This is a genomic window from Brevundimonas diminuta (genome assembly GCF_039673845.1).
Taxonomy (GTDB): Bacteria; Pseudomonadota; Alphaproteobacteria; order Caulobacterales; family Caulobacteraceae; genus Brevundimonas; species Brevundimonas diminuta_E.
Map to the genome: position 1 here is coordinate 155464 of NZ_JBDJMK010000010.1, position 16382 is coordinate 171845.

Sequence of the window (16382 nt, forward strand, 5' to 3'; positions counted from 1 at the left end):
TTAGCGCGCGATGCAATGATGATAAAAGATGCAATTCACGCTTGCGCCCCGCCCCAGTCCTGAGTAATAGGAGCGCCCTTCGCCGAGGCAAACACCGCCGACGCAAAGGACCGGCGCCACACCAAGGGCGCAGACGACGGTACGGGTGATTAGCTCAGTTGGTAGAGCAGCTGACTCTTAATCAGCGGGTCCACAGTTCGAACCTGTGATCACCCACCATCGTCTCTTCATTACATTCTGGCCGACTCCCCTTCGGGGGCCAGAGCCTGTTTCCATGCTATAGTTCGCCCCATCACCTTGTCATGCAGGCGCGGCGTGCGCGGCCCAGCCTACGCGCCGCCTCCTCCAGCACTGCCGCAGGCTTGGCGAAGCACAGACGCATAACCCCGTCGCCGTCAGCAGAGGACATGAAGGCCGAAACGGGGATCGCTGCCACGCCGTGTTCCGTCACAGCCCGATCAGCGAATTCGACGGCATCGACAGGGATGCCCGACGCCTTCAGGTCCACGCACAGGAAATAAGTCGCCTCTGAAGGAAGGACAGCGAAGCCCTCGTCCGACAGGGCCTTCGCCAGATGATCGCGCGCCTGCGTCAAGGCAGCAGCCTGATTTTCAAAGCGCGTGATCGGCCAAGCCAGGCCTTCAGCCACCGCAGCCTGAAGATGAGGCGCCGTCGAGAAGGCGATGAACTGATGCGCCTTCGCCGCCGCCTCCAGCAGCGCTCCGCGCCCCACCAGAAAGCCGACCTTCCATCCCGTCAGGCCGAACAGCTTGCCCGCCGAGCCGATCTTGAGCGTACGGTCGGCCATACCCTGAACCGACGCCAGTGAAACATGGCGGCCGTCATCATGGACCAGCCGTTCCCACACCTCGTCGCTGATGGCGATCAGGTCGTGTTGGAGACAGACTGCGGCGACCATCTCCACCTCGTCACGGCTGAACGCCCGTCCCGCCGGATTGAGCGGATTGTTGAACACAAGGGCGCGGGTGCGCGGCGTGATAGCGGCTTCAAGCGCCTCACGGGTCAGACGCCAGTGTGGCGGCGCCAGCGACACGGCGCGCGCTACGCCGCCTGCCCGCTCGATCAACGGACGATAGGCGTCATAGGCCGGCTCGATGATGATGACTTCATCGCCCTGTATGACGACGGCCAGCAACGCCGCCGCGATCGCTTCGGTCGCGCCAGACGTCGCCACGATGTTCGCCTCGGTCAGGCTCAGACCATCAAAGCGATTATAAAAATCTGCCGCCGCCAACCGCAGGTCAGCCGTCCCGCGCGAAGGCGCATACTGATTGGAGGCTTCGCGCAACGCGCGCGCCGCAGCCTCGATCAGGTCTGACGGCTCATCTCCATCCGGAAACCCCTGCCCCAGATTGATGGCGCCGTGCGCTCGCGCCAATCCGGACATCCGCTCGAACACCGTCGTCGGCATGGCGTCGAACAGAGGATTGAGGCGAAGTTTCATGGTGTCTCCTGCTCGATCATAAAGGCGCGGGCCGCACGTGCGGCCCGCAGTTTCATGGGAGGAAACGCCTCTGGGAGAGACGCTCGAACCTCTCATGCCCGTCCGCGCGGTCCAATTCAGAAATACTGTGCGGCGTTTCAGCTTTTATCGCCAGCCGCACATCCGCGTCCCGCATAGCGACGTTGACAGGCGCCGCACTTGATCGCATGGATGATGTCTTAACTTAGATACGACTTCTCGATGGAGATCGTGCAGGACATGTTCATGACCTATCCGGCCCGCCGGGCTCAGGCGGCTTTAGGCCGGCGCAGCTAATGACGCCTTCCCGTATTCTGAGCGGGGTGCGGGACTTCGCCCTTGTCCTGATCGCCTCAATGACCGTGCTGTTTTTCCTGCTGCGCCTGACCGGAGATCCCGCCCTTGCGATCGCAGGCGAAGGCGCTTCACCCGCACAGATCGAGGCGGTTCGGGTTGAATACGGCTTCGACAAGAACCTGATCGTCCAATACGGCCATGCAATGCTGCGGTTGCTGCAGGGCGATTTCGGCAAGTCGCTGTCCGATGGAATTCCTGCGCTGGAAAAAGTCCTGGCCTCCCTGCCCGCCACCCTGTTTCTGGCAGCCATGGCGTTGAGCCTGAACCTGATGATCTCGCTGCCGTTGGGAGCCTGGCTAGGTCAGAAACGCACGGGTGCAGCGCGCCGTATTGTACGCGGCGTGCTTACGGTAATGCAGGGTTTTCCCGGCTTCGTCATAGCTCTGCTGCTGATCAACCTGTTCGCCGCCGGGCTGGAGTGGCTACCGTCGATCGGATACGGCGGCCCGGCGACGTGGGTGCTGCCGGTGATCTCGGTCGTTTCCTTCCTGGCCCCCAAGCTGATACGCGTGGTCGAAGCCAACACCCATGCCGCCTTGGCCGCCGATTTCGTCCGCACTGCCCGTTCTACCGGCGCGTCCGAAAACGAAGTCCTGTGGCGCCACGTGATGCCCAATGCGCTGCTCGGCGCCGTCGCACTGATCGGTGCTGAGCTGGCCTTCATGCTGACCGGTCTTGTGGTCATCGAGACCATCTTCGCATGGCCGGGCATCGGCTGGCTTTTGGTTCAATCCACCCTGAATCTGGACTTTCCCGTCGTCCAGGCCGTCGTTTTCGTCATGGTTGTCAGCGTTTTCCTGAGTAACGCCGTGACCGAAATGACGCAGGCCATGCTGGACCCGCGCATCCGCAGCCATTCAAGAGCCGCGTCATGAGCAGCGTCCAATCCAGAAAGGCCTCGCCCGCTCTTGTCGCCGCCAGCTTCGTCGGCCTTGTCTGTATCGCCGTCATGGTGTTCGGCGACCGGCTGTCCGGCCACGACTATCGCGTGATCAATTTGTCTATGCGCCTGGCTGCGCCGCTTTCGCCGAGCCATCTGCTCGGCACAGACGAATTGGGTCGCGACGTACTGGCGCGCCTGCTGACCGGAATGCGCTGGTCAATAGGCTCCGCGTTCTGCGCCACGCTGATCGCCTTCAGCATCGGCACGACGTTCGGCCTGGCTGCGGCGCACAAAGGCGTCTGGCTGGGTGCGACCCTCAGACTGCTGACCACTTTCACGCAATCCTTCCCATCGTTTGTCATGGCGGTGACGGTCATCGCACTGTTGGGCGACAGTGGATTCTGGGCGGTGACGCTGACATTAGGCCTGGTGACCTGGCCGGTCTTTTCTCGCGTGGTCTACGCCGAGGCCAGCAGCCTGTTCCAGCGCGAATACGTCCAGGCCGCCGAGATGACGGGAATGAGCCTCGTTCGTCTGTACAGTCGCCATGTTCTGCCTGCGCTTGCTCCAACGCTTTCAGTGCTGGTGGTCTTTCACTTCGCCGAAATGATCGTGGCTGAAAGCGCGCTGTCCTTCCTGGGCATAGGCGCACCATTAGGCGCCGCAACCTGGGGCGCCATGTTGAGCGAGGGGCGCGCCTTTATGCTGCAGGCGCCATGGCTGACCCTGGGCCCGGCCTTCGCCATGGTCATCATCATCGTCGCCGCCCACGGGCTTGGCCAGCATCTGCGGAATCTGACTCGATGAGCCTCGCCAATCTGAACATGGCGCCGGAAACAGTGCTTGATATCCGCGGATTGAGGCTCGAAGCAATCGCTGACAGCCGCGTGCTGATCCCTGGGCTCAACCTTTCCATTCAGCGAGGCGAGATCGTCGGCCTGGTCGGCCAATCAGGGTCAGGCAAGACCCTGACCTGCTACGCAGTAGGCGGTTTGACGCCGCCAGGCGTGCGCGTCACGAGCGGAGAGATCCACCTGCAGGGTCGCCGCATCGATAACCTTCCCGAAGCGGAGTGGCGCGCAATACGCGGCGGACATATCGGCATGGTGTTTCAGGACCCTTTGTCGTCCTTCAACCCAGTAAAGACCGTAGGCTCGATCTTGATCGAGTCTGCCCGACGCCATCGCAAACTAGACAAGGCGGCTGCACGCGCCCTAGCCATTGAGACGCTGCAGGCGATGCGTCTGCCCGGCCCCAACGCCAGCATTGACGCCTGGCCTCACCAACTGTCCGGCGGACAGCGCCAGCGCGCCATGATCGGTCTGGCGCTGATCAATCAGCCTGCGCTGATCCTGGCTGACGAACCGACCACAGCGCTCGACCCCACAGTGCAATTACAAATTCTGGCCCTGTTGCGACGCCAGGCTCAACAGGCTGCCGCGCTGATGATTACCCATGACATCTCCGCCGCCGGCGCCGTCTGCGACCGCATCGCTGTCATGCTGGACGGTGAAATCATCGAGGAGGGTCCGACCAATCAGGTTCTGTATGAACCGATGCACCCCTTCACACGAAGTCTGCGAGACGCCGCACATCTGGGGACACGGCCATGAACACGCCGCTGTTGTCGGTTCAAAATCTGGGCGTCGCCTATGGAAGCGGCCAAAATCGGCGCTTTGTCCTTCGCGGCGCCGAGTTCGATCTTGCGCCCGGCCAGGTCATGGCCATCGTCGGCGAATCCGGCTCAGGCAAGTCGACCCTGGTGCGCGCTGTGGCGGGCTTGGTCTCTCCTTCCGAAGGGAGGATCACGTTCAAAGGGGAAGCGCTCCCCCCCTTGAGCAAACGCTCCAGGGCCATGCTGCACAGCATCCAGATGGTATTTCAAGACCCGGGCGCCAGCCTCAATCCGCGTCAGTCGATCCACGCTATTCTGGAAGAACCGCTGATCGTTGTCGGCAGGCTGGATCGCGCGGCGCGACGGCGACGGGTCGACGAACTGATAGACCTTGTGCACCTGCATCGTCGCCTGTTGGATCTTCGCCCCAGCGCCCTATCCGGCGGACAGAAACAGCGCATCGCCATCGCGCGAGCCCTGTCGATGGAGCCGCGCCTGCTGATCGCCGATGAGGCGCTGTCAGCGCTGGATTTCGCCAATCAGGACAAAATTTCCACTCTGCTTCTGGAGCTGAAGGAACGATTGAACCTGGCCATGCTGTTCGTTTCGCACGACATGCGCAGCGTGCGACGCATGGCGGATCAGGTCTGCGTCATTCAAAACGGCCAGGTGCTGGAGCAAGGCCCGGTCGCCGAGGTTCTGTATCGCCCACAGACCCCCTATACGCAGCTGTTGCTGGCGGCCGCCCTGAACCCTGCGGCAGCCCTTTCCGATCCTCGTCTCAGCGCAGCGCTGGAATCCGGTGGCCCGGTCACCGGCGATGCCCTGGCCGGCGTGATGGACATCATCGGCGCCAACGCCCGCATGCAGGAACAATCCGGCTCATGACGCTGCACTCTTTTCGTCTCCTCGCCATCACCAGCCTGTGTTTAGTGCTGGTCGCGGGCTGCGGTCAGGACAGCGCCAAAGCACCCCGCACGCCGGAACCTCAGGTGCTACGTGTCGCAATCGGCAGCTTGCCCCCCAGTCTGGGCAATCCATTTCGCGGCAATGGCCGTCCCGGCTCTTTGCTCTGGCTTGCCATCTATGACGGGCTGACCGCCATAGACGACGATGGAAATCTCGGCCCCGGCCTGGCCATGGAATGGGCCGCCATAGAACCTACTGTGTGGCGCTTCCGACTGAGGGAAGGCGTGCGCTACTCAAACGGAAACCCGTTCGACGCCCAGGCCGCCTCAGACGTTTTCGCATTTCTGCATTCGGAGCAGGGCGCACGCACCCTGATGGGTACAGAAGCGCGTGGAATTGTCAGTGCTCGCGCCATCGCGCCCTATGAACTCGAGATCCGCACCCAACGACCGGACCCTGTGCTGCCACGCCGCCTGGCCGCCTTCATGATGATCGAACCCAAAGCCCTGGCCGAAATGGGCGTTGACGCCTATGCGCAAAAACCAGTGGGGACCGGCGCCTTCGTCATGACCGGATGGGACCAGCGCACCCGGCGCCTGACCCTGACCAGAAATCCTGCCTCATGGCGCCCGTCCACAATCGACGGCGTCGTCTTCTATGAGTTGCCCAACGCGGCAGGTCGCACTCAGGCCCTTCTATCGGGCGATGTGGACCTCTCCCTTGTTGACCTTGAAGAAACCGAACGGCTGGAACGCAACCATTTCCAAGTCATTCATACCCCCTCCATGCAGGTGAAGGCCTATTCCTTCCGCAATGTAGGCGGGGATCCGACTTCGCCACTGCGCGATCTGCGTGTACGTCAGGCGCTGAATTACGCTGTAGACAAGGACGCTATCGCATCCCTACTGCCGCCAGGCGCTGCGCCCTCGGGTCAACCCGCCCCGAAAGGAGCTTTTGGACATGATCCGTCGATAGCGCCCTATCCTTACAGTCCCGGTAAGGCCCGCCGCCTTCTGAGTGAAGCCGGTTACCCGGACGGTTTCGACCTGACAATGGAAGTCATGACCGACGCTGCCCCCGGCGATGATCTCATGTCACAAGCCATCGCCGAGTACTGGCGCGCCGTAGGCGTCAAGACAAGGCTGAAGGTCATGACGATGCCGGATTTCCTGATGAAGTATCAAACCAACAACTGGGCAGGGGAAGCTCTCGCCCTGTCATGGAACAGCTTCCAATATTACGATGTCACCCGCTCCATGGAAGATTTCTCCTGTCTGCGCCCCACCCCATTCTTCTGTGACACTGACATCACCGAAAAGCTGCAAGTCGCCCGCGAGATCATGGACGACAGCCTACGTCTCAAGGCCTATCAGGAATTGGGCCGCCTGTATCATGACGCCGCCCCTTCGCTTTTCCTGATCGAACACCAGGACCTGTTCGCCTATTCGCCTAGAGTCGGCAATGTGAAGATTCGTCACCGTGTCCCAGTCTATGAGGACATGATCCTGCAATAAGCCTGATGCAACAGCAGATCGAGCTGCCGTATCGTGAACCTTGAAGGCCATGATGAATAGCCCTCGGACTTCACCTGCTACGCTTCTGGACCGTACAAATCGTGCAGAAATTCTATGCCCGACGACTACCAAACAGCAGGCATTGCTGCGACCTTAAGACTTACATTCCGAACATTCTCACCTACACGAGACGAGCAAACCTTCACGAACACGATCCAGAGCTAACTCTACAGGATCATCAATATTCATAAGCCCAAAGCTACCACTCAATTCAAAAACACAATGACCATGAACGACTGCGATCAACGAGCGCGCCAGTCGTGGCGCAAAAGGGCTCGCGCTATCCGGCAAGGCGGCCGTCACTTCATCGACAATGATGGCCGTCAGTTCACCGCGTTTCTGGTTCTGCAAATCGGTCAGGGCGACATCCGGAGGCAGGTGATGCTCATAAATGGCGCGCCAGATATTCGTGTGGGCGCGGGCGAAACCGAAATAGGCCTCGACCAGGCAGCGGATACGGTCAGGACCGCTATGATCCAGCGCTTGACGGACCTCATCAGCCCAAAGCTGGAAGGTGCGCGTATTGATGGCGATCAACAGCTGATCCAGCGTGCCGAAAACATTATAAAGCGTGCCGATGGAATAGCCGACGCGCTTGGCGACCTCGCGCGCTGAAAAGCGTGAAAATCCGACCTGCGCCATATGTTTGTGGCCTTCAGTCACAAAAAGCCGTTCAAGTTCCGGCCGCGTATGATCTGATCGTCTGCCCATGATCTCGACATAGCAGAAGCTGCACTGATTTCAGAAGCCGACGCAGCGCGCCGCTCACCGCCGCAATACCTGATCCTTGTGGAGCCGCCTGGCTTCAGGGCAGGGTTCGGGGGCTGGCCAGAATGCCGGGGCTGATAAACTGCGGGCGGCCGGTCCAAGTCAGCAGCTTGATCAACGTCCCGCCCGGCCTGGCGAAGGCCTCACATTCTGCTGGTCCAGGCACGCCGGGATCAGCAGAAACAAGAGCGCCCTGCCTCAGTCCGTCATAATAGTCAGCGAATTTCGCCTGCTGTTCTGCCGGCAGAACAGATTGGTAGAAGGCGGCATCCTCCCCCGCGTTGGCGACGATCAGGGCGGCGTCATCATCGGACAACTGGCGGCACAGAACACCGATCCGCGCCAGACGCTCTATGCGAACAGCCAGGCCCGCATGAGCCTTAGTCAGATCATACAGGGCCTGAGCATGGTCCGGGTCCGACGCCGCCCAGGCCTGCATAAGCGCACGAGGGTCCGCATCATCACTCGGCTCGGCGATTTGCGCGGCGGCTGCATGTCCCGCAGCAAGGGCCGGAACCGGCGCCAACGCGAGAGCGAACAAGGACCAGCGCACCGACATCACAATCCCGCGCCAGCCTCTACAGAGGCTGAAGACCGTCATGAAATCAGCCCGGTATCGGGCCGATCGGCCAGTTGGACAGGGATTCCATATCCCCTTCCTCGGACGGGCACGGCTGATAGAGAGTAAAAACTACGTCGCCGCCGAAGTACCAGTCCGCGCCCTGTTCATCCTTGACGACGCCCGTGGAGTAGCAAACCGCAGCTTTGCTGCCGTCCGGAACCATCAGGATGGCCCAGTTGGTCACGCCCGCCCCCGCCGGGTCATAGCCGTGCAGCAACAACCGGCCGCGCGTCGGCGTCACCACCCCCACGACATTGCCATCGAAGAAGATCGACTTCTGGATATCGCGATCCACGCCAGACGCTTCGATCGCCGCGCGCACATCAGGGTGCTGGAAGAAGGTCACCCCGTTGACGGGCACGGTCGGATGCTTGCCAGCATAAGCCGACAACGGCGGCGCCTTGTCGTTTTGTACGACCTCAACGGCAGGCGCTGCGTCAGCATTCGCGACCGGAGCCTGCGTCTCAGCCGGCGCAGCCTGCTTATCCGCACCACGGTCAGCCTGTGAACAGGCCGCCAACGCCACCGCCAACGCAAGCGATCCGACAACGGAGAATCCACTCTTGAGCGACATCGCTATTCCTTCAACATGAACTTCAGACGCGCACGCCCGTAGAGTTTTATGGATCATCAGCACGCAGTTGGATCGTCAGCGGTTCATCGGTCGTCCCGGCGCCGAAGATATTAGCGACCACCGCCTGTCCCTGTTCCAAAACGAATTCCGCCTGCATGGAATAGCCGGCGCCCAGCTCTTCCTCAGTCAGGGTGAAGCGTGAACAGATCGCCTGCCCCAATTGATCGGCGAAGTCCTGATCGATGCCGCCACGCCAGCCCGGCAGGCCGGTGGCGTCGGACAGTTCAATGGTCTTGCCCACAACACGTCCATCGCGCCGCCAACTATAGCTGACGCCGTCAGGCGCCGCAGCCGTACAGCCCGTGCGGCCACAGTGCAGAGCGCCGACCGGCGCCTCGGCCATTAACTGCTGCTGCTGTGCGCGAGACAGAACCTGACCGATCGACAGGTCGCCCCGGTCCAGAGACAAGCAGACATCCTGGGCTAGAGCGCCAGTCGCCATCAGCGAAACAATCGCCGCTACGCCCGTCAGCAAAATACGCATTCAGAACTCCCTGAAGCCCGCCGCGGCAGCGACGCAAGTCGTGTTCATCAGGCCTTGTTCAACAGGCGGGAACCCGGCTCTGACCGTCCAGATGATACCGTCCGTCGGCGCCGCGCCTGTAGGTTTCGGTAAAGCGGGCTGAACCGCTGTAAGATACGGTGAAACTACGCCCCTGCTCGGCAGAGACGATCACGCCCTCGACATCCCCGTCGCTTTCGTCGCCGCTTGCGTCCGAGAAATAGATTTGAAGATTGGCGATCTCCACCGGCCCGTCTGACGTCAATTCCGTCAGCACGGCCTGTCCGCATGCACGCCCCTGCCAGACGCCGCCTGCCTCGGTGTAGAGGACAGGGTTGTCCGCGATCGCCGTGGTCCAGCCCCAGCGCAGAGCCGCGTTGCCGACCACGCCTGCCGCGCCGACATCCAGCCACTCGCCCTGCAGGCTGTAAGGATAGCGCGGCGCGCCCGCTTCGTGATCCAGGTAATGAACGGCGTTCATGCCGCTGCAGGCCTGACCGGTGCATTCGTTTGCGCCGGTGCTGATCAGGGCGACACGCGTGTCGGATAGCGGGACAAAAGCCAACGGCACGAAGCTGTAGATCTCGTCGTCAATCTCGCGCACCGCCTCATTGCGCTGGGCGTTCGGGAAGGCGACGTCAAACGCCGCCGGCGTTCCCGCAGGCACAGCGTCGCGATCCACATCGTGGATTTCAATCAGTGACGGCTCTGTCGATGCCTGCGTAGCCGGAGCGCCGATCAGGAAGGCTGCCAGCGCGGCAACGCCTGAAATAATAGCTGGGGCGGGTGACGGCATGTGAGCCCTCATTGCGAAGAATGAACACCAAAAGCGATGCGCCCGCCCTCCAAGCGGATCAAGGCGCAAAAATAATTAAACACCGCTCATTAAATCTGGCAACCCGTTTTTTGATGAAATCCGCACAGTACGCGGCCCTCGCGAAGCGCAGTCGTCGATCAATCGCCAGGAGGTTGAAAGTCACCCGCTCCACATCGTCCCTATAGTTGACTTGAGCCCGTCCGCCGTTATGGCTTGGGCAACGGGGCCGATGGGACATAGGCATGCAGAATGGAGCTTCGGCTTCCGGCGATGGGGTCGCACAGGCACACGCCGCTCTGCTGAAAGACACCACCCTACAATTCGACCGTGCAGGCTTCACGCCTCCCCAACCGCCAGGCTGGCTGCACTGGCTGGGCGAGGTGCTGAGGGCGCTGGGTCCGGTGCTGAAGTGGGTGTTCTGGATCGGTCTGGCCTTGCTGGTCGCGCTGATCCTCTATGCCCTCGTGCGCGAGATCATGCGCATCCGCGCGCCGCGCGCCAGACCCCGTCCGCCGGTGGTCATGGGCGATGAAGCGTGGCGGCCCGACGCGCAGGCGGCGCGCGACCTGCTGGCCGACGCCGACGCCCTCGCCGCGCGCGGGCAATACGCCGACGCCGCCCACCTGTTGCTGTTGCGCAGCGTGCAGGACATCGAAAAGCGCCAGCCGCGCGCCCTGCACGTCTCGCTCACCTCGCGCGAGATCGCCCGCCTGAAGGCCCTGCCCGAAGCGGCCCGACCCGCCTTTGAACAGATCGGCCGCGTGGTCGAACGCAGCCTGTTCGGCGGCGCCGCCGTCGACGCTGGCGACTTCGCCGAATGCCGTCAGGCCTATGAGGCCTTCGCCCTGCCCGAGGGCTGGCGCGGATGAGCCGATCCTCCGGCGCCGTCGGCCGCGCCTTTTCTCCTGTCGTCATGATCGCGGTCCTGCTGGTCAGCGTCGTCGCCCTGGCCGGTCTGGGCGTGCTGTCGGCCTATGCGCCCGAGCTGAAATCCGGCGATGACGGCGGCGGCCACGCCCTGTCGCGCGCGGCGACAGGGTTCGGCGCGGCGCCGGTGCTGCTGCGCCATCTCGGCGTGCCGGTGACGCTGAGCCGGGGGAACCTGACCCCGGCCTCGGATGAAAGCCTGCTGGTGCTGACGCCGCCGCCCGGCGCCAAGTCCGCGCAGGTCGACGACATCAACCACGCCGGGGCGACCCTGCTGGTCCTGCCCAAATGGGGCACGGCGCCCGACCCCGAACATCCCGGCTGGGTCCGCACCCTGGGCGCCCTGCCCGACGACGCCGCCCTGTCGCCGCTGAGCGATCACCTGCGCCGGGGGGTCGAGTTACATGCCCGTGAGGGCAAGGGCCCGGTGCAACTGAGGCGACCTGACGGCTCTGCGGTCGGCGCTGCGGTTCAGGTGGACGGGCTGCGGACCTTTTCCGGCCCGGACTGGATCCCGGTCGTGACCGACGGTCAGGGCCGTTCCGTGCTGGCCATGCACGCCCAGAGCCGCCTCTATGTTCTGGCCGACGCCGATCTGTTGAGCACCCACGGCCTGAAAACCCTGAACGGCGCGCGCACCGCCATCGCCCTGCTGGACGTGATGCGGGCGAAGAATTCTCCGGTCATCTTCGACCTGACGCTTCATGGAATGCAGCGCACCCGCAGCCTGTTGCGGCTGATGCTGGAGCCGCCGCTGCTGGGGATGACGCTGGTGCTGGCGGCGCTGGCGGTCTTCGCCGGTTATCAGGCCGTGGTCCGTTTCGGCCCAGCGCGAGAGAGCGGCCGCGCCATCGCGCTGGGCAAGCGCGGACTGGCGGACAATACGGCGGGGCTGGTGCGGCTGGCCCGGCGCGAGCATCACATGGCCGCGCCCTACGCCCTTCTGACGCGGGCCGCCGTGGCCCGCGCGATCGGCGCGCCGCGCCGCCTCAGCGACGCCGAACTGGACGCCTTCCTGGACCGTGTCGGTCAGGCCCAGGGCGCGCATTCCACCTATTCCGCCCTGGTCGATCAGGCCCGGGCCGCCAAAACGCCCGGCGATCTGATGCAGGTCGCCGCCGCCCTTTATCGCTGGAACCAGGAGCTGACCCGTGCACGTCAATGAGGTGAAGACGATCGCCGAGCGCATCCGCGCCGAAATCGCCAGGGCCGTGGTCGGTCAGGACGGCGCCGTCGACCTGTTGCTGACCGCCCTGTTCGCGGGCGGACACGTCCTGCTGGAAGGTCCGCCCGGCACGGCCAAAACCCTGCTGGCCCACAGCTTCGCCCGTGCGGTCGGACTGGACTACGGCCGCATCCAGTTCACGCCGGACCTGATGCCGGGCGACATTCTGGGGTCGAACCTGTTCAACTTCCAGACTTCCAGCTTCACCCTGACGCGCGGGCCGATCTTCTGCGAACTGCTGCTGGCGGACGAGATCAACCGCACGCCGCCCAAGACCCAGGCCGCCCTGCTGGAGGCCATGCAGGAGCGTCACATCACCATCGACGGTCAGGCCCATGCGCTCAGCCCGCGCTTCACCGTCGTCGCCACCCAGAACCCGATCGAGCAGCAGGGCACCTATCCCCTGCCCGAGGCCCAGTTGGACCGCTTCCTGTTCAAGCACGTCCTCGACTATCCCGACCTGGAGCAGGAGCGCGCGATCATCGCCGCCCACGGATCGCGCACCGGCCAGATGGACCCTGCCGCCCTTGGCGTGGAAATGGTGGCCGAAAGCGACGCCATCACCGCCGCCGTCGACGCTGTAGCCCAGGTGCGGCTGACGGACGAGGTGGTCGGCTATATCGCCGATCTGGTGCGGGCCACCCGCGATTCCGCCGATGTCGAGACGGGCGCCTCGCCGCGCGCCGGGGCCCTGCTGGCCGTCGCCGCCCGCGCCCGCGCCGCGCTGGACGGACGCGACTATGTCATTCCCGATGATGTGAAGGCGCTGGCGATCCCGGCCCTGCGCCACCGTCTGGTGCTGTCGCCCGCCGCCGAGATCGAGGGCCGCCGTGTCGAGCAGGTGCTGGCCGGTCTGGTGGATCAGGTGGCGGCGCCCCGGTGATCTATCCCAGCCGACGCGCGGTGATCGTTCTGGCGGCGGGAGCGCCCGTCGCCCTGCTGGCGGGCGTGCTGACGCCTGTCGGCTGGCTGGCCGGTCCGGTGTGGATCGCGGGCGTCGTCCTGCTGTTCGCGCTGGACGCCGTGCTGGGCGGATCGCGCGCGGGCCTCAGCCTTGATGCGCCTGAGCCGATGCGCGCCGCCGTCGGACGACCGGGTCTGATCGGGCTGAAGGTCCGCTTCTCGTCGGGCCGCGCCCCGGCTGAGGTCGAGGCGGCCCTATCGGGCGAGGCCAAGCTGGGCCTCAATGACGAGCCGCGCCGCGCCGGGGTGCGCGACCATGCGGCCGCCCTCGCCTTTCCCTTCACGCCCGCGCGGCGCGGCGATGCGACGCTGAACGACCTGTGGGTGCGCTGGCGCGGGCCGCTGAGCCTGTGCTGGAAGCAGAAGACCTTCAGCCTTGAACAGCCGGCGCCGGTGCTGACCGACCTGCAGTGGGTGCGCGATCAGGCGGTGCGCCTGTTCGCCCGCGACGCCCTGTTCGGAACCAAGGCCCAGTTGGACATCGGCGAAGGCGCCGAGTTTCAGGCCCTGCGCGACTATCAGCCCGGCATGGACCGGCGCGCCATCGACTGGAAGCAGTCGGCCCGCCACGCCGCCCTGCTGGCCAAGGAATTCCGCACCGAGCGCAATCACAACGTCATCATGGCCCTGGACTGCGGCCGCGCCGCCTGCGAGCCGGTCGACGGCATGCCGCGCGTGGACCGTTTCATCCATGCGGCCCTGCTGCTGTCCTATGCCTGCCTGCGCTCGGGCGACCGGGCGGGTCTGTTCGCCTTCGATTCCCGCCCCCGACTGACGACTGGCGCCGTCGGCGGCATGAACGCCTTCCGAACCCTGCAGACCGTCGCGGGCCGGATCGACTATTCGACGAACGAGACCAACTACACCCTGGCCCTGGCCACCCTGTCGGGTCAGCTTCAGCGCCGCTCGCTGATCGTGGTCTTCACCGACTTCACCGACTCCACCGCCGCCGAACTGATGATCGAGTCGCTGGGGCGGCTGTTGAAACGGCATCTGGTGCTGTTCGTCGTCCTGCGCGACGCAGAGCTTGAGGCCCTGGTCGCCGCCGGGCCGCAGACGCCCGAAGACGTGTCGCGCGCCGTCGTCGCCGCCAGCCTGCTGCGCGAGCGTGAAACGGTCATCGCCCGCCTGCGCCGCATGGGCGCCCACATCGTCGACGCCCCGGCCGATCAGGTCGGCCCCGAAACCGTCAACGCCTGGCTGGACCTGAAGCGGAGGGATCTACTGTGACCGACGCCCCCCTGCTGAAAAGCCAGCGCTTCCGTCAGGCGCGCGAGGACGACTGGCGCCGTCTGGAACGGCTGATGGACAAGGCCGAAAAGGGCTCGGCGTCCAAGCTGACCGACGATGAGATTCTGGCCGTCCCGGTGCTGTACCGCTCGACCCTGTCGGCCCTGTCGGTGGCGCGCGAGACGTCGCTGGATCAGGGGCTGATCGACTATCTGGAGACGCTGTCGGCGCGGGCCTATTTCTTCGTCTACGGATCGCGGGCGACGGTGCGAGACCGGCTGAAAAGCTTCTTCCGTCACGACTGGCCCGCCGCCGTGCGCGGCCTGTGGCGCGAGACGCTGATCTCCGCCGCCCTGATGCTGCTGGGCGCCGTGGTCGGGGGCTGGCTGGTCATGCACGACCCCGAATGGTTCCACGCCTTCGTGCCCGCCGATCTGGCGGGCGGACGTGATCCAGGAGCCTCGACCGCCACCCTGCGCGAGGCGCTGGACGGCGCCGACGGCGCTGGCGGCCTGTCGGTCTTCGCCGCCTTTCTGTTCACCCACAACGCCCAGGTGGCGCTTCTGGCCTTTGCGCTGGGGTTCGCCCTGTGCCTGCCGACCGGTCTGCTGATCCTCTACAACGGCGCGACACTGGGGGCCTTTTTCGCCCTGTACGCCAGCCGCGGTCTGGGGCTGGAGCTGGGCGGCTGGCTGCTGATCCACGGCGTGACCGAACTGTTCGCCGTCATTCTGGCGGGCGCGGCGGGACTGCGGATCGGGTGGGCCGTAGCTTTTCCCGGCCGCGCCCACCGGCTGGACGCCGCCGTTCAGGCCGGGCGCAGCGCAGGCGTCGTCATGGGCGGCGTCATCGTCATGCTGCTGCTGGCGGGCCTGCTGGAAGGTTTCGGGCGCCAGCTGATCGCCGACACGGGGATGCGCTACGCCGTGGCCGCCGTCACCGCCCTGATCTGGGGCCTCTATTTCTACGCCCCCCGGCGGGAGGTCGCCCGTGACCGTTGACGCCGCCCGCACCAACCGCACCGAACGTCCCTTCATCACGCCCGAGGGCGTCGATCTGAAGCTGAACATCGCCGATGCAGGACAGCGGGCCGCGGCCTTCCTGCTGGACGCCGCCATCATCATAGGGGGGCTGCTGGCCTTCACCCTGATCCTGATCTTCACCGGCGTCGGCGCCCTCAGTGCGGCCGGTCTGGGGGGGGCCGAGATGATGGCCGTGCTGTGGCTGGTGGTCTTCTTCCTGCTGAGGAATTTCTATTTCACCGTCTTTGAGCTGTCGGCCGCCGCCGCTACGCCGGGCAAGCGGTTGATGGGTCTGCGCGTCGCCTCACGCGATGGCGGGCGGTTGAGGGCGGAATCCGTCTTCGCCCGCAACGCCATGCGCGAACTGGAGGTCTTCATGCCCCTGTCGCTGCTGGCCGCGCGGGCGGGTCAGGGCCGCGTGGACAGCTGGATGTATCTGCTGGGTTTTGTCTGGGCGGCGATCTTCGTCTTCTTTCCCCTGTTCAACAGGGACAGGCTGCGGCTGGGCGATCTGGTCGGCGGGACATGGGTGGTGCGCACGCCCCGCCATAAACTGACCCGCGACATGGCAGACGACGGCGCGCAGCGCATGGCCAGCCACGGCTTCACCCTGGCGCAGCTGGACGCCTATGGCGCCAAGGAACTGCATGTTCTGGAATCCGTCCTGCGCACCGGCGACCGCAGGACGATGCAGACCGTGGCCGAGCGCATCATGGCCAAGATCAACTGGCCGCGCGACCCGCACCAGACGGACCGCGACTTCCTCAGCGCCTATTACGCCGCCGTGCGCGCGCGGCTGGAGCAGAAGCTGCTGATGGGCGTGCGCCGCCGCGACAAGCACGACATCTGAC

17 protein-coding genes and 1 tRNA gene are annotated in these 16382 nt (G+C 64.5%); 12 read left to right on the plus strand and 6 right to left on the minus strand.

The window, feature by feature from the left end:
• Positions 1-143: 143 nt before the first annotated feature.
• A tRNA-Lys gene (locus ABE454_RS12630) sits at positions 144-219 on the plus strand.
• Between the two features lie 73 nt (positions 220-292).
• Here the strand turns inward: ABE454_RS12630 and ABE454_RS12635 are convergent.
• Positions 293-1465 carry an aminotransferase gene (locus tag ABE454_RS12635; RefSeq protein WP_346532161.1) on the minus strand — a complete coding sequence of 391 codons (1173 nt, stop codon included), beginning with the start codon at positions 1463-1465 and terminating at the stop codon, positions 293-295.
• Between the two features lie 314 nt (positions 1466-1779).
• Between ABE454_RS12635 and ABE454_RS12640 the strand changes: the two genes are divergently transcribed.
• Genes ABE454_RS12640 through ABE454_RS12660 form a run of 5 tightly spaced genes read left to right on the plus strand, consistent with a single transcriptional unit; the run spans position 1780 to position 6761 of the window.
• Positions 1780-2715 carry an ABC transporter permease gene (locus tag ABE454_RS12640; RefSeq protein WP_346532163.1) on the plus strand — a complete coding sequence of 312 codons (936 nt, stop codon included), beginning with the start codon at positions 1780-1782 and terminating at the stop codon, positions 2713-2715.
• The gene (locus ABE454_RS12645; RefSeq protein ID WP_346532165.1) at positions 2712-3530 is read left to right on the plus strand and encodes an ABC transporter permease; all 819 of its coding nucleotides are present in this window, start codon (positions 2712-2714) and stop codon (positions 3528-3530) included. The genes ABE454_RS12640 and ABE454_RS12645 overlap by 4 nt, the downstream gene beginning before the upstream one ends.
• Positions 3527-4336: an ABC transporter ATP-binding protein gene (locus ABE454_RS12650; protein WP_346532167.1), complete on the plus strand. Its 810-nt coding sequence runs from the start codon at positions 3527-3529 to the stop codon at positions 4334-4336. The genes ABE454_RS12645 and ABE454_RS12650 overlap by 4 nt, the downstream gene beginning before the upstream one ends.
• The gene (locus ABE454_RS12655; RefSeq protein ID WP_346532168.1) at positions 4333-5226 is read left to right on the plus strand and encodes an ABC transporter ATP-binding protein; all 894 of its coding nucleotides are present in this window, start codon (positions 4333-4335) and stop codon (positions 5224-5226) included. Before ABE454_RS12650 ends, ABE454_RS12655 begins: the two co-directional genes overlap by 4 nt.
• The gene (locus ABE454_RS12660) at positions 5223-6761 is read left to right on the plus strand and encodes an ABC transporter substrate-binding protein (RefSeq protein WP_346532170.1); all 1539 of its coding nucleotides are present in this window, start codon (positions 5223-5225) and stop codon (positions 6759-6761) included. The genes ABE454_RS12655 and ABE454_RS12660 overlap by 4 nt, the downstream gene beginning before the upstream one ends.
• A gap of 177 nt (positions 6762-6938) precedes the next feature.
• Here the strand turns inward: ABE454_RS12660 and ABE454_RS12665 are convergent, their stop codons facing one another.
• From ABE454_RS12665 to ABE454_RS12685, 5 genes are all read right to left on the minus strand, one after another.
• The gene (locus tag ABE454_RS12665; protein ID WP_346532171.1) at positions 6939-7463 is read right to left on the minus strand and encodes a TetR/AcrR family transcriptional regulator; all 525 of its coding nucleotides are present in this window, start codon (positions 7461-7463) and stop codon (positions 6939-6941) included.
• A 163-nt stretch (positions 7464-7626) separates the two neighbouring features.
• Positions 7627-8190 carry a hypothetical protein gene (locus ABE454_RS12670; protein ID WP_346532173.1) on the minus strand — a complete coding sequence of 188 codons (564 nt, stop codon included), beginning with the start codon at positions 8188-8190 and terminating at the stop codon, positions 7627-7629.
• A 4-nt stretch (positions 8191-8194) separates the two neighbouring features.
• A complete protein-coding gene (locus tag ABE454_RS12675) occupies positions 8195-8785 on the minus strand; it encodes a hypothetical protein (RefSeq protein ID WP_346532175.1) in 591 nt (196 codons plus the stop codon).
• A gap of 46 nt (positions 8786-8831) precedes the next feature.
• Positions 8832-9329 (minus strand): hypothetical protein, encoded by a 498-nt coding sequence (locus tag ABE454_RS12680; protein ID WP_346532177.1) that lies wholly within the window; start codon positions 9327-9329, stop codon positions 8832-8834.
• A gap of 58 nt (positions 9330-9387) precedes the next feature.
• Positions 9388-10143 (minus strand): hypothetical protein, encoded by a 756-nt coding sequence (locus tag ABE454_RS12685; protein WP_346532179.1) that lies wholly within the window; start codon positions 10141-10143, stop codon positions 9388-9390.
• A 263-nt stretch (positions 10144-10406) separates the two neighbouring features.
• On the opposite strand from ABE454_RS12685, the gene ABE454_RS12690 reads away from it, so the two are divergent.
• From ABE454_RS12690 to ABE454_RS12715, 6 genes are read left to right on the plus strand one after another with little or no spacing between them, the layout of a single operon-like run.
• A complete protein-coding gene (locus tag ABE454_RS12690; protein ID WP_346532181.1) occupies positions 10407-11033 on the plus strand; it encodes a DUF4129 domain-containing protein in 627 nt (208 codons plus the stop codon).
• Positions 11030-12256 (plus strand): DUF4350 domain-containing protein, encoded by a 1227-nt coding sequence (locus tag ABE454_RS12695; RefSeq protein ID WP_346532183.1) that lies wholly within the window; start codon positions 11030-11032, stop codon positions 12254-12256. The genes ABE454_RS12690 and ABE454_RS12695 overlap by 4 nt, the downstream gene beginning before the upstream one ends.
• Positions 12243-13199, plus strand: coding sequence for an AAA family ATPase (locus tag ABE454_RS12700; RefSeq protein WP_346532184.1), 957 nt, complete (start codon positions 12243-12245; stop codon positions 13197-13199). The genes ABE454_RS12695 and ABE454_RS12700 overlap by 14 nt, the downstream gene beginning before the upstream one ends.
• Positions 13196-14509, plus strand: a complete 1314-nt coding sequence (locus tag ABE454_RS12705; RefSeq protein ID WP_346532186.1) for a DUF58 domain-containing protein — start codon at positions 13196-13198, stop codon at positions 14507-14509. The genes ABE454_RS12700 and ABE454_RS12705 overlap by 4 nt, the downstream gene beginning before the upstream one ends.
• Positions 14506-15510: a stage II sporulation protein M gene (locus ABE454_RS12710; RefSeq protein WP_346532188.1), complete on the plus strand. Its 1005-nt coding sequence runs from the start codon at positions 14506-14508 to the stop codon at positions 15508-15510. The genes ABE454_RS12705 and ABE454_RS12710 overlap by 4 nt, the downstream gene beginning before the upstream one ends.
• Positions 15500-16381, plus strand: coding sequence for an RDD family protein (locus tag ABE454_RS12715; RefSeq protein ID WP_346532189.1), 882 nt, complete (start codon positions 15500-15502; stop codon positions 16379-16381). The genes ABE454_RS12710 and ABE454_RS12715 overlap by 11 nt, the downstream gene beginning before the upstream one ends.
• Position 16382: the final 1 nt, after the last annotated feature.